The organism is Streptomyces sp. NRRL WC-3549, assembly GCF_000721935.1.
Lineage (GTDB): Bacteria > Actinomycetota > Actinomycetes > Streptomycetales > Streptomycetaceae > Streptomyces.
In genome coordinates this window covers 23,963-40,243 of record NZ_KL585402.1, presented here as the reverse complement: position 1 = coordinate 40,243, position 16,281 = coordinate 23,963, and the positions used below count along the sequence as shown (strand labels likewise).

General features: G+C 69.4%; 15 protein-coding genes. 4 read left to right on the top strand and 11 right to left on the bottom strand.

The features are described from left to right. The 11 genes from IH13_RS0117365 to IH13_RS0117315 all read right to left on the bottom strand — a co-directional run. Window positions 1-1,085 (bottom strand): MCE family protein (locus tag IH13_RS0117365; protein ID WP_031085447.1); only part of this gene is annotated, 1,085 nt, incomplete at its 3' end. Further along, on the bottom strand, window positions 1,082-2,209 hold the full coding sequence (locus IH13_RS0117360) for an MCE family protein (protein ID WP_031085446.1): 1,128 nt from the start codon (window positions 2,207-2,209) through the stop codon (window positions 1,082-1,084). The genes IH13_RS0117365 and IH13_RS0117360, both read right to left, overlap by 4 nt. A 1-nt stretch (window position 2,210) precedes the next feature. Next, a complete protein-coding gene (locus IH13_RS0117355) occupies window positions 2,211-3,227 on the bottom strand; it encodes an MCE family protein (protein ID WP_031085443.1) in 1,017 nt (338 codons plus the stop codon). After that, window positions 3,224-4,255: an MCE family protein gene (locus IH13_RS0117350; protein ID WP_031085442.1), complete on the bottom strand. Its 1,032-nt coding sequence runs from the start codon at window positions 4,253-4,255 to the stop codon at window positions 3,224-3,226. The genes IH13_RS0117355 and IH13_RS0117350 overlap by 4 nt, the downstream gene beginning before the upstream one ends. Beyond that, complete coding sequence (locus IH13_RS0117345; RefSeq protein ID WP_031085439.1) at window positions 4,252-5,559, bottom strand: MCE family protein; 1,308 nt, start codon at window positions 5,557-5,559, stop codon at window positions 4,252-4,254. The genes IH13_RS0117350 and IH13_RS0117345 overlap by 4 nt, the downstream gene beginning before the upstream one ends. Continuing rightward, entirely contained in the window at window positions 5,559-6,362 is an 804-nt protein-coding gene (locus IH13_RS0117340; RefSeq protein WP_031085437.1) for an MlaE family ABC transporter permease, read from the bottom strand. Before IH13_RS0117340 ends, IH13_RS0117345 begins: the two co-directional genes overlap by 1 nt. A 3-nt stretch (window positions 6,363-6,365) precedes the next feature. Next, on the bottom strand, window positions 6,366-7,217 hold the full coding sequence (locus IH13_RS0117335; RefSeq protein WP_031085436.1) for an MlaE family ABC transporter permease: 852 nt from the start codon (window positions 7,215-7,217) through the stop codon (window positions 6,366-6,368). Further along, on the bottom strand, window positions 7,214-8,203 hold the full coding sequence (locus IH13_RS0117330) for an ABC transporter ATP-binding protein (RefSeq protein WP_031085434.1): 990 nt from the start codon (window positions 8,201-8,203) through the stop codon (window positions 7,214-7,216). Before IH13_RS0117330 ends, IH13_RS0117335 begins: the two co-directional genes overlap by 4 nt. A 711-nt stretch (window positions 8,204-8,914) precedes the next feature. Beyond that, the gene (locus tag IH13_RS0117325) at window positions 8,915-9,871 is read right to left on the bottom strand and encodes a nucleoside-diphosphate kinase (protein WP_031085433.1); all 957 of its coding nucleotides are present in this window, start codon (window positions 9,869-9,871) and stop codon (window positions 8,915-8,917) included. Window positions 9,872-9,940: 69 nt separating this feature from the next. Beyond that, a complete protein-coding gene (locus tag IH13_RS0117320; RefSeq protein WP_031085432.1) occupies window positions 9,941-11,431 on the bottom strand; it encodes a DUF6801 domain-containing protein in 1,491 nt (496 codons plus the stop codon). A 97-nt stretch (window positions 11,432-11,528) separates the two neighbouring features. Then, the gene (locus tag IH13_RS0117315) at window positions 11,529-12,164 is read right to left on the bottom strand and encodes a hypothetical protein (RefSeq protein ID WP_031085430.1); all 636 of its coding nucleotides are present in this window, start codon (window positions 12,162-12,164) and stop codon (window positions 11,529-11,531) included. Window positions 12,165-12,834: 670 nt separating this feature from the next. On the opposite strand from IH13_RS0117315, the gene IH13_RS0117310 reads away from it, so the two are divergent. The 4 genes from IH13_RS0117310 to IH13_RS0117295 all read left to right on the top strand — a co-directional run bounded on the left by IH13_RS0117310 (window position 12,835) and on the right by IH13_RS0117295 (window position 16,271). Further along, a complete protein-coding gene (locus tag IH13_RS0117310) occupies window positions 12,835-14,070 on the top strand; it encodes a PucR-like N-terminal domain-containing protein (RefSeq protein WP_031085428.1) in 1,236 nt (411 codons plus the stop codon). Window positions 14,071-14,245: 175 nt separating this feature from the next. Next, window positions 14,246-14,509 carry a hypothetical protein gene (locus IH13_RS0117305; protein ID WP_031085426.1) on the top strand — a complete coding sequence of 88 codons (264 nt, stop codon included), beginning with the start codon at window positions 14,246-14,248 and terminating at the stop codon, window positions 14,507-14,509. A gap of 69 nt (window positions 14,510-14,578) precedes the next feature. Beyond that, window positions 14,579-15,052 (top strand): SCP2 sterol-binding domain-containing protein, encoded by a 474-nt coding sequence (locus tag IH13_RS0117300; protein ID WP_031085424.1) that lies wholly within the window; start codon window positions 14,579-14,581, stop codon window positions 15,050-15,052. 4 nt (window positions 15,053-15,056) lie between these two features. After that, window positions 15,057-16,271, top strand: a complete 1,215-nt coding sequence (locus IH13_RS0117295; RefSeq protein WP_031085421.1) for an acyl-CoA dehydrogenase family protein — start codon at window positions 15,057-15,059, stop codon at window positions 16,269-16,271. The last annotated feature ends 10 nt before the right edge of the window (window positions 16,272-16,281 follow it).

Sequence of the window (16,281 nt, the reverse complement as noted above, 5' to 3'; positions counted from 1 at the left end):
GGCAGCGCCGCCTTCGTCCCCGCCGTGCCGTCCGCGGGCGGGGTCAGCGCCGGGATGAGCTGGGTGCCGGGCACGGCCGTCACATCCAGGTAGACGTTGAGGTAGTCGCCCTTCACACCGCGCAGCACCTCGTCGGTGAACGGGTAGGTGAGCAGCACCTGCAGGGAGTCGGGGAGGTCGTCGCCGGAGTCGGCGAGCGCGGTGAGGGTGGGGGCGAGGGCCTTGAGGTCGGCGATCATGTCGGCCTTGCTCCGGTTGACGGTGTCGACGGCGACGGTGGAGAGCGTGTCGAGCGAGCGGAGCATGGTCATCAGCTGGCCGCGCTGCTTCTCCAGCACCTTCAGGCCGGGGCTGAGGTCGGTGAGCACGGTGCCGACGTCCTGTTTGCGGGTGGCGAGGGTGGCGGCGAGCCGGTTGACGCCGTCGAGTGCGTCGGTGATGTCCTCCTTGTGCGCGTCCAGATCGGTGACGAGGGTGTCGACACGGTTCAGCACCGAGCGGATCTGGGGTTCCTGACCTGCCATCGCCTTGTTCAGCTCGGTGGTGATGGTCTTCAGCTGGGCGACTCCGCCCCCGTTGAGGAGCATCGACAGGGCGCCGAGGACCTCTTCGACCTCCGGGTTCCGGTTGGTGCGGGCCGGCGGGATCCGGTCGCCGTCGGACAGGGAGCCCTGGGCGGTGCCGTCGGCGGGCGGGGTGAGCTGCACGTATTTCTCGCCGAGGAGACTGGACTGTTCGAGGTGGGCATAGGCGTTGGCGGGCATCCTGACCTCCCCGTTGACGCGCATGGTGACCGTGGCGGTCCAGCCGTCCTGAGCGAGGGCGATCTTGGTGACCCGCCCGACGGCGACGTCGTTGACCTTGACGGAGGACTGCGGGGAGAGGCTGAGGACGTCGGCGAACTCGGCGGTGATCTCGTACGGGTTATCGCCGAGGTCGGCGCCGCCGGGCAGCGGCAGCTGGTCGATGCCGGTGAAGGAGGGCAGGCCGGTGGTCGCGACGAGTACGAGCGCGGCTCCGGCCGCGACGAGGGCGGCGAGGCCGGCGGTGGCGCGGGCTCCGGGTCTGCGGGGGACACGGATCATCGGTTCGCCTCCTTCGTTGCGCGGCCGTCCTTCTCCGGGGTGCCGTAGACGGTGCCGACGGCGGGCAGCGGCAGAGTGGGCAGCTCCTTCTGCCGGGCGGCGTCCACGGGGGCCAGTCCCTCCGTACCGGTGAGGCCCGAGGCCGCGCCGGGCTCCACGAGCGGGCCGCCCATGGACAGTTCGTTGAGGTCGGTACGCCCGTTGAGGGTGCGGTTCGCCGGGTCGTAGGCGTTCAGTACGTTGCCCGCCGCCAGGGGCAGGGTGTCGAGGGACTCGGCGAGCGAGGCCCGCTGGTCGACGAGGGTCTGGGTGAGCGGCACCAGGAGGTCGACGTTCTTCTTGAGGGAGCCCCGGTTCTTCTGGATGAAACCCTTGACCTGTCCGAGCGCCGTGCCCAGCTCCTTCAGGGCCGCGCTGAGGTTCTCCTTGTCGTCGGCGAGGAAGCCGGTGACGGAGTTCAGCTGTTGTTCGGCGGCCCGTACGTCGCCGTCGTTCTCCTTCAGCATGGTGGTGAAGGTCTGCAGGTAGGCCAGTGTGTCGAAGAGGTTTTCGCTGGACGTGTCGAGGGTCTTCGTCGCCTTGCCGAACTGTTCGATGGAGTCCCCGATGGCCGCCCCGTTGCCCTTGAGGTTCTCCGAGCCGGTCTCCAGGAGTCTCGAGAGCGCCCCGTCGGCGTTGGCCCCCTCGGGGCCCAGCGCGGTGGAGAGTTCGGTGATCGACTCGTACAGCTGGTCGATCTCGACGGGGGTGGCGTTGTGCGCGGCGGGCAGGACCGCACCGGCCTCCAGCCGCGCTCCCCCGGTGTAGGCGGGGGCGAGCTGGACGTACCGGTCGGCGACGACGCTGGGGGCGACGACGACGGCGTGCGCGTCCTCGGGGACCTCGACGCCCTCGTCGAGCCGCAGGGTGACCCCGACCTCCTCGCCGCGCGGCTTCACCGCGGTGACGGTGCCGACCTTGACGCCGAGGATCCGGAGGTCGGATCCGGGGTAGACGCCGGTCGCCCGGTCGAAGTAGGCGGTGACGGTGGTGCCCTCCTCGTCCGTGGCCATCACCCCGGAGGTGACGGCCACGGCGACGACGGCCAGTCCGGCGCCGATGCCGATGATGCGGGTGCGTCTCATGTCAGCGGCCCCCTTGCTCGGGCGGCATGCAGTCGTTCTCCGGGGGCGTACCGGCGGGGAGGTAGTTCTTCGGGACGACACCGCAGACGTAGTTGTCGAACCAGCGGCCGTTGCCGAGGGTGTTGCCGACGAGCCGGTTGTAGGACCCGGCCAGCGAGAGCACCTCGTCGAGGCTCTTGCGGTTCTTGACCAGGACGGTGGTGACCCGGCTCAGCGAGTCGAGGGTGGGCTTCAGCTGCTTGTCGTTCTCCGCGACCAGTGCGGTGAGCTGCGTACCGAGGTCGCGGGCGCCGGTGAGCAGCAGATGGATGGAGTCGCGGCGGGCCTGGATCTCACCGAGGAGCAGGTTTCCGTCCTCCAGCAGCGTTTCGAAGCTGCTCTTCTTGGTGGCGAGCGTCTTGGTGAGCCGCTTGCTGCCGGCCAGCAGGGTGGCGAGCTGCGCATCGCGCTCGGAGACGGTCCGGGAGAGTGCGGAGAGCCCTTCGGCGGCGCTGCGCACGTGGGGCGGGGAGTCCTTGAAGGTCTCCGATATGGTCTCGAAGCTCTGCGCGAGCTGGGCGGTGTCGATCTCCTCGATGGTCTCCCCGAGTCCGTCGAAGGCCTGGGTGACGTCGTACGGGGAGGTGGTGCGGCCGGTCTCGATGCGGCTGCCGGGGTCCTGCGGGGCGTCGCCGAGGGGATCGACGGCCAGGTACTTCTCTCCCAGCAGGGTCTTGATGGCGATGCCGACGGTGGAGGAGTCGCCGATCCAGGCGTCCCTCACCCTGAAGTCGACCTTCACGGTTGCGCCGTCGAGCGTCACGCCGGTGACCTCGCCGACCTTGACCCCGGCGATCCGTACCTCGTCGCCCTCGTCGAGTCCGGCGGACTCGGTGAAGTCGGCGCTGTAGGTGGTGCCGCCCCCGATGAAGGGCAGGGCGTCGGCGCGGTAGGCGGCGAGACCGGCGAGGAGCAGGACGACGAGCCCCACGATGCCGATGGTGACGGGGTTGCGCGCGCGTACGGGCTTGATGTTCATGCCTGGCACCTCGGCTGACCGATGGTGATGCCGGTGGGCGGCGCGCTGCCGTCCTCGTTGGTCAGGCCGTGGACCCTCGCCTCGCAGAGGTAGAGGTTGAGCCAGGAGCCGTACGAGGTGAGGCGGGTGATCGCCTCCATCTTGGCGGGTGTCTTCTGCAGGAAGCCCTCGATCGTGGGGGCGTTCTCGTCGAGCTGCCGGGACAGCCGCCCGAGCTGCGCGATGTCCTTCTTGAGGGGTCCGCGGCCGTCCTGGACGAGGTCGGCGGTGACGGTGGTGAGGGCGCCCATCGCGGTGACGGCCTCCCCGAGGGGCTGCCGGTCGCCGGCGAAGCCCGTGACGAGTCGCTGGAGGGTGACGACGAGGTCGTCGAAGCCCTTCTCGCGGTCGTTGACGGTCTTGAGGACCGTGTTGAGGTTCTTGATCACCTCACCGATCACCTTGTCCTTGGCCGCGACGGTGCCGGTGAGTGAACCGACGTGGGAGAGGATGCTGTCGACGGTGCCGCCCTCGCCCTGGAGGACCTGCACGATGGAGCCGGCGAGCTGGTTGACGTCCGGCGGGGAGAGCCCTTCGAAGAGGGGCTGGAAGCCGTTGAAGAGCTGGGTGAGGTCGAGCGCGGGCGTGGTGCGTGAGACCGGGATGGTCGCCCCCGGCCGGAACGTCTCGCCGACGGGCCCGGCGCCCTGGGCGAGGTCGACGTAGCGCTGGCCGACCATGTTGAGGTACTTGATGGACGCGGTCACCGAGGCGGGCAGCTCGCGGCCCTTGCGTACGGCGAACCCGACCTCGGCCAGCCGTCTGTCGGCGACCTCGATGGACTCGACCCGGCCGACCTTGACGCCCGCGATGCGGACGCTGTCGCCGACGACGAGCCCGGTGGCGTCGGTGAACCTCGCCTTGTACGAGGTGGTGTCGCCGACCCCGGTGTCCGCGATGGACAGGGCCAGGACGGTGGTGGCCAGGGCGGTGACCACGACGAAGACGAGGGACTTCACGACGGGTCCCGTGAGGGAGCGGCGCTTCACTTGAGCTTCACCTCCGCACCGCGGAAGGCCGGACCGATGAGCACGCTGCTCCAGTCGGGCAGGGCCTGCGGCTGTACTTCGAGTGAGGGGGCGACGAGTTCGTTGACGAGGGCGCTCTCCTGCGGGGAGTTGGGCGTGCCGAGGCCGCCGTCCGCCGCCGCGGGCACGGTCGCCTCGGGCCCGTCCGCCCCGGCGGTGCTCTGCCGGGCGGGGGCGGTGCGGACGTCCGCGGCCGGGGCCGGCCTGCCGGTGTACGGCACCCCGTAGCAGTGCGGGCCGCCGGTCGCGTCGTAGACCGGGGTGTCCCTCCCCGCCACGTACTTGCCCTTGGACTCGACCGCCTTGACGGTGACGTGGAGCCCAGGCCTGTCGGTGCCCTTGCCGAGCGCCTTGTCCATGGCGGGGACGAAGTCCGCCATGGTGCGCAGGGTGCAGGGGAAGGCGTCGGAGTACTCGGCGAGGAGTTCCAGCGTCGGCCGGCCGGCGGCGGAGAGGTGGATGAGGTTGTCCTTGTTCCTGCGCAGGAAGGCCGTGACGTCCCGCGCCGAGGCGGTCGTGGAGCCGTAGAGTCCGGCGAGTTCGGCTTCCTGTTCGGCGAGCGTGGAGCTGGTGGTGGTGAAGTCGGTGAGCGCGTCCAGCACGTCCGGCGCGGCGTCCGCGTAGAGGTGGCTCACCTTGACGAGCTCCTTGATGTCCTCGTTGAGCGTGGGGAGTTGGGGGTTGAACTCCTTCAGGTGCTCATCAAGGGTGAGCAGGGTGTCGCCGAGCTTGTCGCCGCGCCCTTCGAGCGCCTGGGAGACGGCGCCCAGGGTGGCGGCGAGTTTCTCCGGTTTGACGGCGGTCAGCATCGGCAGGACGTTGTCGAGGACCTCCTCCAGCTCGATGGCGTTGCTGGAGCGGTCCTGCGGGATCTCCGCGCCCGCCCGCAGCGGCTGCGCGGAGGGGACGGCCGGCGGTACGAGGGCGACGAACCGTTCCCCGAAGAGGGTGGTGGGCAGCATCTGGGCGGTGACGTCGGCGGGGATCCGGCGGAGCCGGCCGGGCTCGATGGCGAGCGTGAGGCGCGCCCCGTCCCCGTCGGCCTGGATGTCGCGTACCTGTCCGACGACGACGCCGCGCAGCTTGACGTCGGCGTTGTCGTGCATCTCGTTGCCGACGCTGCCGGTCCGCACGGTCACGGTGGCGTCGTCGGTGAACTTCTTCTCGTACACCGAGACCGACAGCCATACGAGCACTGCGGGCACCAGCACGAAGGCCACGCCGGCGAGTCTGCGGCGCACGGTCTGCGCCGTGGAGGAGCCCATCAGCCTGCCACCTTCACCGTTGTCGTCGCGCCCCAGATGGCGAGGGAGAGGAAGAAGTCGGTGACGCTGATGAGCACGATGGCGTTCCGCACCGACCTGCCCACGGCCACTCCGACCCCGGCGGGCCCGCCGGTCGCGTGGAAGCCGTAGTAGCAGTGGGCGAGGATCACCAGCACGCTGAAGATCAGCACCTTGAGCACCGACAGCAGCACGTCGTCCGGGGAGAGGAAGAGATTGAAGTAGTGGTCGTAGGTGCCCGCGGACTGCCCGTTGAACAGGACCGTGATGTACCGGGAGGCGAGGTAGGAGGAGAGCAGCCCGATGGCGTACAGGGGGATGATCGCGACGACACCGGCGATGACGCGGGTGGTGACGAGGTAGGGCATGGACCGCACGCCCATCGCTTCGAGCGCGTCGACCTCCTCGTTGATGCGCATCGCGCCGAGCTGGGCGGTGAAGCCCGCGCCGACGGTGGCGGAGAGGGCGAGGCCGGCGACGAGCGGGGCGATCTCCCGGGTGTTGAAGTACGCGGAGATGAAGCCGGTGAAGGCGGAGGTGCCGATCTGGTCGAGGGCGGCGTACCCCTGGAGGCCGACGACGGAGCCGGTGGCCAGGGTCATGGCGATCATCACGCCGATGGTCCCGCCGATGACTCCGAGCCCGCCGCTGCCGAACGCGACCTCGGCCAGGAGGCGCTGGACCTCCTTGAGGTAGCGGTGCAGTGTCCTCGGGATCCAGACCAGGGCGCGTACGTAGAAGGTGAGCTGTTCTCCTGAGCGGTCCAGCCAGCCGAGCATCGACATCGTTCAGCCCCCCTTCGGGGGGACGATCTGGAGGTAGATCGCCGTGAGGACCATGTTGACGGCGAACAGCAGCATGAAGGTGATGACGACGGACTGGTTGACCGCGTCGCCGACCCCCTTCGGGCCGCCGCGCGGGTTCAGGCCCCGGTAGGCGGCGACGATCCCGGCGATGAAGCCGAAGATGAGCGCCTTGACCTCACCGATGTACAGGTCGGGCAGCTGGGCCAGGGCGGAGAAGCTGGCGAGGTAGGCGCCGGGGGTCCCGCCCTGCATGATCACGTTGAAGAAGTAGCCGCCGAGGGTGCCGACCACCGAGACCAGCCCGTTGAGCAGGACGGCGACGGACATGGTGGCCAGTACCCGGGGGACGACGAGGCGCTGGACGGGTGAGACGCCCATGACCTCCATCGCGTCGAGTTCTTCACGGATCTTGCGGGAACCGAGGTCGGCGCAGATCGCGGAGCCGGCCGCCCCGGCGATCAGCAGCGCCACGATGAGCGGGCTGGCCTGCTGGATGACGGCGAGCACGCTGGCCCCGCCGGTGAAGGACTGGGCGCCGAGCTGTTCGGTGAGCGAGCCGACCTGGAGGGCGATGACCGCGCCGAAGGGAATGGACACCAGGGCGGCCGGCAGGATCGTGACGCTCGCGACGAACCAGAACTGCTCGATGAACTCCCGTACCTGGAAGGGCCGTCGGAAGACGGCGCGGGCGACGGCCAGGGCCAGCGCGAAGAGCTGACCGGTCTGGCGCAGCGGGGCCAGCAGCCGGGACGGCGGTCTTCGCTCCGGGGACTTGTGGAGGGAGACGGGGGCGGCGGGCGGCTCGGGCGGCCGCACGGGCAGGGGGGCCGTCACGGATGCCCACCGCCCACGGTCGGCGCGTGGCTGTCCAGGATGGCCGTACGGGCGGCCTCCGGCAGCCGGCCCATCATCGACATGACCCGCTCGCGGCGGCGCAGTGCGGCCTGCCGGACGGGCAGGCCGGGCGAGGGCTCCAGCTGCGGGACGACGGTGCGCGGGCCGGTGAGGGCGCCGAAGCCGTTGCCGGTCGTCCGCTCCGCGGCGAGGGTGGCGGCGTCCTTCTCCTCCGACATCCCGATGGGGCCTTCGCGCCGGCCCGCGAGGAACTGGGAGACCACGGGCGTGTCGCTGGTGAGCAGGACCTCGCGCGGCCCGAAGGTGACCAGGTTGCGGCAGAAGAGCATGCCCATGTTGTCGGGGACCGTCGCCGCGATGTCGAGGTTGTGGGTGACGATGAGCATCGTCGCGTCGATCTGCGCGTTGAGGTCGATGAGCAGCTGCGAGAGGTAGGCGGTGCGGACCGGGTCGAGTCCGGAGTCGGGTTCGTCGCAGAGGATGATCTGCGGGTCCAGCACGAGGGCGCGGGCAAGGCCGGCGCGCTTGCGCATACCGCCGGATATCTCCCCGGGAAGCTTCCCCTCGGCGCCGAGCAGGCCGACGACGTCGATGCGTTCCATGACGATGCGCCGGATCTCGGATTCCTTCTTGCGGGTGTGTTCGCGCAAGGGGAAGGCGATGTTGTCGAAGAGCGACATCGAACCGAAGAGGGCGCCGTCCTGGAACATGAGACCGAAGAGTTTCCGGGTCTCCATGATGTCTTTTTCGGGGCTGTTGACCATGTCGACGCCGTTGACGAGCACACGGCCCTTTTCGGGCTTCAGCAGTCCGATGATGGATTTCAGGAAAACGGTCTTCCCGGTTCCGGAAGGACCGAGCATCACGCTTATCTCACCGGCCGGCAGCGTCAGGCTGACGTCCTGCCAGACGTTCTGCCTGCCGAAGGACTTCGTCAGGCCTTCGACGACTACTTCGATACCCATCGGCCCTCCTTCGAAGTGGTGGTGGACGACGTCATCTGTCTGCGCTCCGGCTCCGGTGAATCCGACGGCGGCACGTCACACATGCACCAGGTGGCGCACGCTATGTCCGCCGAAACCGCCTGGACAAGCCGTTGAACAGCGGAAATCGTCGGACTTCGATCTTTCGGCGGATCACTTGTCACCGAGTGACAAACCCGTCCTCCGGCTTTGTCGGAGACTGCGCAAGTGCCCCGCGTGCGGGCCGGTGCCCCACGGCCCGTGAGGGCCGGAGCCACGAACCCCCGGGACGGGAGGCTCCACCCCCCGACGGAGGTGCGGGACCGGGGGAACTCCTGCGGGAATCCTGGTTCGAACACGGCACGCCCGGGACTCCACACAGGTCGGACAAGCAGGTGCGAAGGCATTTCCGCGCTGCTCTAGCGGGACGCTACGGCTGAGTAACCTTACTTAGCAATAGTGGTTCACGAATTTTCTCCCGAGCCGTCCCACGCCCCTGTCTTTTTGTAACCGGATGAGTAATCGGCGAACGAAACCTGTCGGGAAGTGAGGCTTTCCCGGACAGCACGGACGGGCCCCCGGACCGCCCCTACGCACGCCGAAGCCCGCCCCGACCAGGGTCCTTTCGGTCGGGACGGGCCCGGAACGCCGTAGCGACGGCACGCACGAAATGACAAAGCGCGGTGATGCGGTGCCGGCCGTGCCTCTCGCCGGTTACTTCACCGCGGAGTGCCAGCTCTCGGACAGCTCCTTGCCGGCGTCGGGCACCGACAGCCCCGGTGCGGTGAGCCCGGCCGTGTAGGTCTTGGTGTCGTTCAGGACGAGGCTGTTCGTGCCGGCCCCGGCCGGCAGCCCCACCTTGAGGTCGACCGCCCAGCTCAGGATGCCACCGAGACCACAGCCGTTGGCCTTCGGCGCGGCGAACTGGCTGTCGCCCTGGGTGGCGCCGGACAGAGCGATCTGGATCATCGAGCCCTCGTCGGGGTTGGCCGTTCCGTCGGGGTTGAACCGGGAGGCGGCCATGGAGGGGGCGTCGACGTTACCGGGGTGCAGGACGACCGGGTTGCGGCTGGTTCCTATGTAGCAGTTGGACCCGAGCAGGGGGTTGTCCAGCTTGATCCTGACCGGCAGCGTGACGATCGGCCCGGAGGAGATGCCGGCGACCAGGCTGAAGTCGGACGGCGTACCGGCCGACTCCACCGTGGCGGTGACCTTGTTGAGGGTGGCGTTGGTGATCTGGCCGCACACGGCGGAGACGACTGGGATGTCGCTGGGGCACATGAGCCCGAGCAGCCCGCCGGGGATGGTGGTCTGCCCGCTGATGAGCGACCCGGCCGCCGGCGGGACGACCGTGTAGGTCCCCTCCGCCGGGTGCTGGACGACACCGAACTGCAGGTTCGTCGAGCCGGTCACCGCCTCGGTGTTGCCGAGCTTGATCGTCCCGTTGGGCGAGGTGGACGTCACGCACAGGGGGACGTCGGTGTCGCCGTCCGTGGCGAGCATCGCCGGGTTGTCCACCGGACAGCGGTCGAACGGCGCCCAGGAGCCGTTGAGCTGGGTGGCGGCGGCCGTGGCGGCCCCGGCCGGCGACGCGCTCAGGGGCATGACCAGCGCGGCGGACGCGGCGACGGCACCGGCGCCCTTGATCCAGGTCTTCGAGGCAGGTCTCATCGTTCCCTCAATTCGGTTGTGGCTCGGGGGGATCACGTTCTCGTTGTGCTGATCGGCACGGCGGCAGAGTCAGCGCTTCGCCTCGGGAATGTCCGCCGGCTGGTTCTCCGGCGTACAGCCTTCAGGCGGCGGCGAAGGAATACAGGGAGCCCCCTGCATTTGCTTGACGAACCCGGGGGAGCCGGAGAGGGACGCGGTGAAGAGGCTGTCCAGGTCCTCATCCACACCACACCCTTCGAAGGGCGGGATGGTCACCGACCCCGTGAGCTGGCCTCCGGCTGTCAGTTCGTACCTCTCCTGCGGATCGATCGCCTCGCCCGCCTTACCGACAAGGGTGAGTTTGAAGGGCCGCTCCGTTCGGCAGCTGTCTCCGACATCGAGCGGGGTCCCGTTGACCTTGACGTCGTGCAGTCGGAGCACGAAGTCCGCGTCGACAGTGGTCACCGTCGTGTTGTTGCTCGGATCCGTGAAATCGATGATCGAGTGCACATTCACGTTCGCGTCTTCCCTGGAGTCCGCCTTGGGCGGGATCTGAGTCATCTCGAGGACCGCCGTCGTCGGCATGAATCCGAACGTCAAGAACGTGCCTTCGGTGGGCGGTAGCTGCGGCTTCCCCTCGTACTCCAGAACCATTGCCGCTTTCATGTACAGGTGAAGCCCCGGAGGAGCGGGGACCATTTCGTTTTCGTATGTGTGGATCCGCGCACAGGCCAGAGGGAATTTGTTCGCACCGTTGAGTTTCGTTACATTCGCGTATCCAGTCACATAGGTGACCATCTCAAGGGAGTCCATCGGGTCCCCGACGCACGGAGGAGCGTCGGCGGGTGCGGGCTCCTCGGCCTCCGCCCCGACCTCGGGCGCGAGGGCCCGGCTCTCTCCGGCCTCGCCATCGGGCCACTCGTCGGACGCGGACGGCGCGGGCGTGGACGGCTCCACGCCCTCACCGGTACCGACCGTGGCCAGGGTCGTCTCCTGGTCCTCGTCCACCGTGCACGTCACCAAGGTGCTCTGGGGGCCCGCCGGGGTGCCGTCGGCCTTCTTCGCGGTCAGCTCCGCCGAGAGGTCGGACGCCTTGAACGTCAGGTCACCCGACGCCCCGGGCTTCACGTAGGGGACGCTCCCCGCCGTGCTCAGCGTCAGGCCACCCGCTGCCGGAACCGGGACGGGATCGGCTGCCGCCCCGGCCCACTCCGCCCGGGCGTGCTGGTCCCCCTGGGCGACATCGACCGAAAGCCGCGCTTCCGCGCTGACGGTCGCCGCTCCGGAGCCGGTGAGGCCGGCCAGGGCTCCCTCGGGCAGCGTCAGGTCCACCGTCACGTCCTCGGGCTGGATCGCCTGTCCGGCCTGGGCCGACTCGGGCACCTTCGCGGCGACCCGGACCTTCACCGGCTGCTCTCCCTCCGGGAGTGCGCACGTGTAGGCCAGCTCCGCGTCGATCTCCTGCGCACCGGAGGCGGCCTGTGCGCCGGGGATCATCCCGCCGAGCAACACGGCGGTGGCCACCGCCGCACCCCGCGCGGTGCGCCGCCGCGCTCCCGTCGTACGTCTGCTGCCCTTCACTGGCGTCGCTCCCTTTCGGACGGACAGGACACGAATCGCACGGCGGGCGCACCCCGCCGTGCGATCCCTGTTCACCCCTGAGTGGCTCGCGGCCCGGTCAGGGGGTGTAGACGATGGTCGGCTTGGTGGTGCCGCCGCTCGGCGTGACCGCGTTGTAGTTGGTGGTGTAGGTCGGGCTGTCGCCCACCTTGGCGATGCCGGCGCAGCCCGCGGAGGCGGTCGCGACGGTCAGCTTGTAGGTGGCGTCGTTGCTGACCGCCAGCACACCGGTGGAGTTGGTGTACTTGGCGACGACGTTGCCGGTCACGGTGAAGGTGCAGGTGAGGACCTTCAGCGTGGCCTTGACACCGCTGATGTACCCGTTGGTGACGCCGGCGCTGTAGGTGTTGGCGTTCAGCTTCCACGCGGTGGAGGTGTCGGCGGTCGGGGTCACCGGGCCGAACGGGCTGGTGCAGCCGCTCCAGGACAGCGGGGCGATGGTGCCGACCGTCACGCCGGTGGTGCCGGACGCGGAGGCCAGGTTGCCCTGGGCCGCGGATGACGTACACGTCATCGGGATGCCGTTGAGGGTGAGGGTGACCGTGCCCGCGGTGGCCGAGAACGTCTCCGACGCGTTGGGACCGACGGTCCAGGTCGGGGCGGCGACGCCCGCGGTGGCGGTGGTGGCTCCGAGGACGACGGCGGCGGCGGCCGCGCCGGCGGCCAGGGCGAGCTTTCCGAGAGAGTTGCGCACAGTGAGATCCTCCGATTCGACAGTGCGGGCGCACTGTTGCGGGGAAGCACCCGTATTCCTGCAAAGGCGCAGGGAGTGCAGCGATGAACCGTGTTGCGTGGGGGCCGTGCTGCTCTTTCCAACCACACACGTTCTGTGACAGGCCGCGACGTTACTTGTGGGAAACTTCGAGCACAATCCCGCCGGTCAAGATTGGTCCGGCGAGTTTTTTTCCTCGTCAGCAGGTCACTAATCCACCGGGTGCACTTGTCACTTGGTGCGCAATATCCCTCTGCGGAATCGGGCCACGGCCGGGCTCTTCGTCCGGATGCGCACACCGCTCCGGCGCCCGTGACCGGCCGCCGGGCTTCGGAGCGGGCCCGTACCGGGCAGCGCACCGGGCAGCGCCACCGGCACGGCGGCCCCGCCACCGTATCCCGTACCCCCGGCGGAGGAATGCGGCCGAAAACATTGTCCGGAAGTGAGCAGTTACCGCTCCACCTGCACGGAAGCCCCACAACCGGGCCGAACCGTGTGCCCCTTGCACCCCGATCCTGTCCAAGCGGTGTGTTCTCCGCCCGACTTGGTCTATCTTCGGCGCCGATGTTGGCAATACGCCTGTCGGTCCGTGGGAGCGCTTTCCCCCCAACTGCCCCACCCGCACCGGGCACCGGAGAGCAAGGGGACGGTCATGCCGAGACTTATCCAGCCGCTGGACACCGGAGACCCGCTGGGTCCCCTCCCCCAGGAATTCGCCGCGATCATGCGGCCGGAACTTCCGAGCCTGATCAAGGAGATCGGCATGGAGGTGACGCGGGCTTATCCGGAATACGCGCGTCTGCTGAACGGACCCAATGGGAAGTCCATCCGCATGGGCGTCGAACAGAGCCTGTCCTCGTTCGTCGACCGGGTCGCCGAGCCCTCCACCCCCACGGTCTTACGCGACGACATGTGCCGGAGATTCGGGCGTTTCGAGGCCTACGAGGGCCGCACCATGGACGCCCTCCAGGGGGCGTACCGGCTGGGCGCACGGATCGCGCTGCGGCGGGCGAAGAAGGTCGGCCGCAGTTACCACTTCTCGCCGGCCCTGATGCTGAGCTTCGCGGACGCGCTGTTCGCCTACGTCGACGAGCTGGAGGCACTGTCCCGCGAGGGCTATGTGGAGGTGCAGGCACAGGCCGACCAGCAGAGCGAGGCGGTACGGCGAAGACTCCTGCACCTCATCCTGTCGGGCCGGCCCGTGCCGCGTACCGCCATCGCCGAGCTGTGCGAACAGACGGGGTGGGCCCTGCCGGAGAGGGTCACCCTGGTCGCCGTACGCACCCCGGTCGGCGTGGATCCGGCCGATCTGCCGCGTGACGTGCTGGTGGACCTCGGTGATCCGCAGCCCCATCTCCTCCTCCCGGGCCCGCTGGACGAGACGCGGCGGGAGATGCTCGACCGGGCCCTCACCGGCACCCGTGCGGTGATCGGGCTGACCGTGCCCACCGCGGACGCCGCGGACTCGATCCGCTGGGCGCGGCGCGTGGCCGAACTCATCGACTCCGGGGTGGTGGAGGACCTGCCCGTGGTCCGGTGCGAGGACCACCTCACCACCCTCTGGCTCCTCACCGACCCGGCCCTCCTCGACCAGCTCGCCGAGCGCGAGCTCGCCCCGGTCGCCGGCATCAGCGCCACGCGCCGAGCGAGGCTGCTGGAGACGCTGCGGGTCTGGCTGGAGACCCGGGGTACCGCCGCCCAGATGGGCGAACTGCTGGACGTGCACCCGCAGACGGTCCGCTACCGGATACGCGGCCTGGAGGGGATCTTCGGTGCTCAGCTGACCGATCCGGAGGCCCGGTTCGCCACCGAGGCGGTACTGCGTGCCCTGCGTCTTCGCGCGGGCGTCCCCGGCCGGTCCGCCGACGTGTCATCACAGATTGCGTAAAGAATCAACTTACCCATAGGTAAGGCGAAATAGACGATCAGTCCCAAACGGTTGCGACACGGAGACGTATCCGAGGAGAAACCCGGAACTGCGTCCCGTACACAAGGAGGAGCGGGCGGCCCACCGGCCGCCTCGAACGCCACCTCCTGGCCGACCAACCGAGAGGGAACCACCCATGACCACCGCCCACCTCCTCGTCCCCGTCCCCATTCCGGACCGGGTCGCCGCCCTGATCGGTGCCTGCATCCCGCCGCACATCCTGGAGGCGGAGTTCGACGCCGACTGCGCCGCGCGCGAGGTGCTCCGCTTCCGGGGCCCCCGGCTCTGCCTGGAGGACCAGGCCGACCGCGAGCAGGCGCTCTCCGAGCTGGCCCGGGCCAACAAGGTCCTCGCCGCCCACCACCCCGGCCTGCCGGTGCGTCCTGGGCGCGTGCGGTGACGCTTGCGCCGGGAGGGCGCCACCCGTACCTTACTCAAAAGTAAGTTTACTCTTGAGTAAGGAGTTGGCGTGCCCGACGACAGCAACGGCAGCCTCACCGACGAACTGGCCGGGCTCGACTTCGCCGCCGTGTCCCCCGAGGACTTCGCCCGGATCGTCAAGGGGCTCTCGGGCAAGCAGCTCGGTGAGGTCATGCGGGGCGACCTGCGCACCCGGGTGCTGGGCGAGGTGTTCGGCCGGATGCGGCAGCAGTTCCGCCCCGAGGCCGCGGGGCAGCTGAAGGCGCTGATCCGCTGGAGGATCACGGGAGAGAGCGATCTGGTCTACGAGACGTCCATAGCCGACGGCACCTGCGCGGTGGCCGAGGGCCGTTCGGACGGGGAACCCCGGACGACGCTGGTGATGGGCGACGCGGACTTCCTCAAGCTGGTCTCCGGCAACGGCAATCCCGTGACGATGTTCATGATGCGCAAGCTCAAGGTGGCCGGTGACGTGGGCCTGGCCTCGGGGCTCACCCGCTACTTCGACATCCCGAAGGCCTGATCCGATGAGCTACTTCTCCCTCGCGCTGACCGAGGAGCAGCAGGACCTGCGCAACTGGGTGCACGGCTTCGCCGCCCAGGTGGTGCGCCCCGCGGCAGCCGAATGGGACGCCCGGGAGGAGACCCCCTGGCCCGTGATCCAGGAGGCGGCCCGGATCGGCCTCTACGGCTTCGAGTCGCTGGCCGACATGTACGGGGATCCCAGCGGCCTCTCCCTCCAGATCGCCAACGAGGAGTTGTTCTGGGGCGACGCGGGCATCGGCATGGCCCTCTTCGGCACCTCGCTCGCGGTCGCCGGGATCTTCGCCTCCGGCACCCCCGACCAGCTCGCCGAGTGGGTGCCGCAGTGTTTCGGTGACGAGGACGATCCGAAGGTCGCCGCCTTCTGCGTCTCCGAGCCCCAGGCGGGCTCGGACGTCTCGGCGATGACCACGAGGGCCCGCTACGACGAGGCCAGGGACGAATGGGTGCTCTCCGGCCAGAAGGCGTGGATCACCAACGGCGGCATAGCCGAGGTCCATGTGGTCGTCGCCTCGGTCGACCCGGCCCTCGGGGCGCGCGGGCAGGCGGCGTTCATCGTGCCGCCCGGCACCCCCGGCCTGACGGCGGGCCGCACCGTCAAGAAGCTGGGCCTGCGCGCCTCGCACACGGCCGACGTCTTCCTCGACGGCGTACGGGTGCCCGGACACTGCCTGCTCGGCGGCAAGGAGAAGTTGGACGCCCGGCTCGCCCGCGCCCGCGAGGGCACCACCGGGAAGGGCCAGGCCGCGATGGCGACCTTCGAGGTCAGCCGCCCCACCGTCGGCGCCCAGGCCCTCGGCATCGCACGCGCCGCCTACGAGTACGCACTGGAGTACGCCGGTGAGCGCGAGGCGTTCGGCCGCCCGGTCATCGAGAACCAGTCGATCGCGTTCGCCCTGGCCGACATCCGGACCGAGATCGAGGCCGTGCGCCTGCTGATCTGGCAGGCGGCCTGGATGGCCCGCAACGACCGGACGTTCGACGCCGGACAGGGCTCCATGTCCAAGCTCCGCGCGGGCGAACTCGCCGTGGCGGCCACGGAGAAGGCGGTGCAGGTCCTCGGCGGCGCCGGGTACAGCAGGGAGCACCCGGTGGAGCGGATGTACCGCGACGCCAAGATCTACACCATCTTCGAGGGCACCAGCGAGATCCAGCGCCTGGTCATCGCCCGGGCCATCTCGGGCCGCCACATCCGCTGACGGCGGGCGG

What these genes read in the sequence shown, in the direction of transcription:
- IH13_RS0117355 (WP_031085443.1), bottom strand. Translation starts at nt 3,227, where the DNA reads ATGAACATCAAGCCCGTACGCGCGCGCAACCCCGTCACCATCGGCATC.
- IH13_RS0117325 (WP_031085433.1), bottom strand. Translation starts at nt 9,871, where the DNA reads ATGAGACCTGCCTCGAAGACCTGGATCAAGGGCGCCGGTGCCGTCGCC.
- IH13_RS0117310 (WP_031085428.1), top strand. Translation starts at nt 12,835, where the DNA reads ATGCCGAGACTTATCCAGCCGCTGGACACCGGAGACCCGCTGGGTCCC.
- IH13_RS0117330 (WP_031085434.1), bottom strand. Translation starts at nt 8,203, where the DNA reads ATGGGTATCGAAGTAGTCGTCGAAGGCCTGACGAAGTCCTTCGGCAGG.
- IH13_RS0117340 (WP_031085437.1), bottom strand. Translation starts at nt 6,362, where the DNA reads ATGTCGATGCTCGGCTGGCTGGACCGCTCAGGAGAACAGCTCACCTTC.
- IH13_RS0117345 (WP_031085439.1), bottom strand. Translation starts at nt 5,559, where the DNA reads ATGGGCTCCTCCACGGCGCAGACCGTGCGCCGCAGACTCGCCGGCGTG.
- IH13_RS0117295 (WP_031085421.1), top strand. Translation starts at nt 15,057, where the DNA reads ATGAGCTACTTCTCCCTCGCGCTGACCGAGGAGCAGCAGGACCTGCGC.
- IH13_RS0117305 (WP_031085426.1), top strand. Translation starts at nt 14,246, where the DNA reads ATGACCACCGCCCACCTCCTCGTCCCCGTCCCCATTCCGGACCGGGTC.
- IH13_RS0117360 (WP_031085446.1), bottom strand. Translation starts at nt 2,209, where the DNA reads ATGAGACGCACCCGCATCATCGGCATCGGCGCCGGACTGGCCGTCGTC.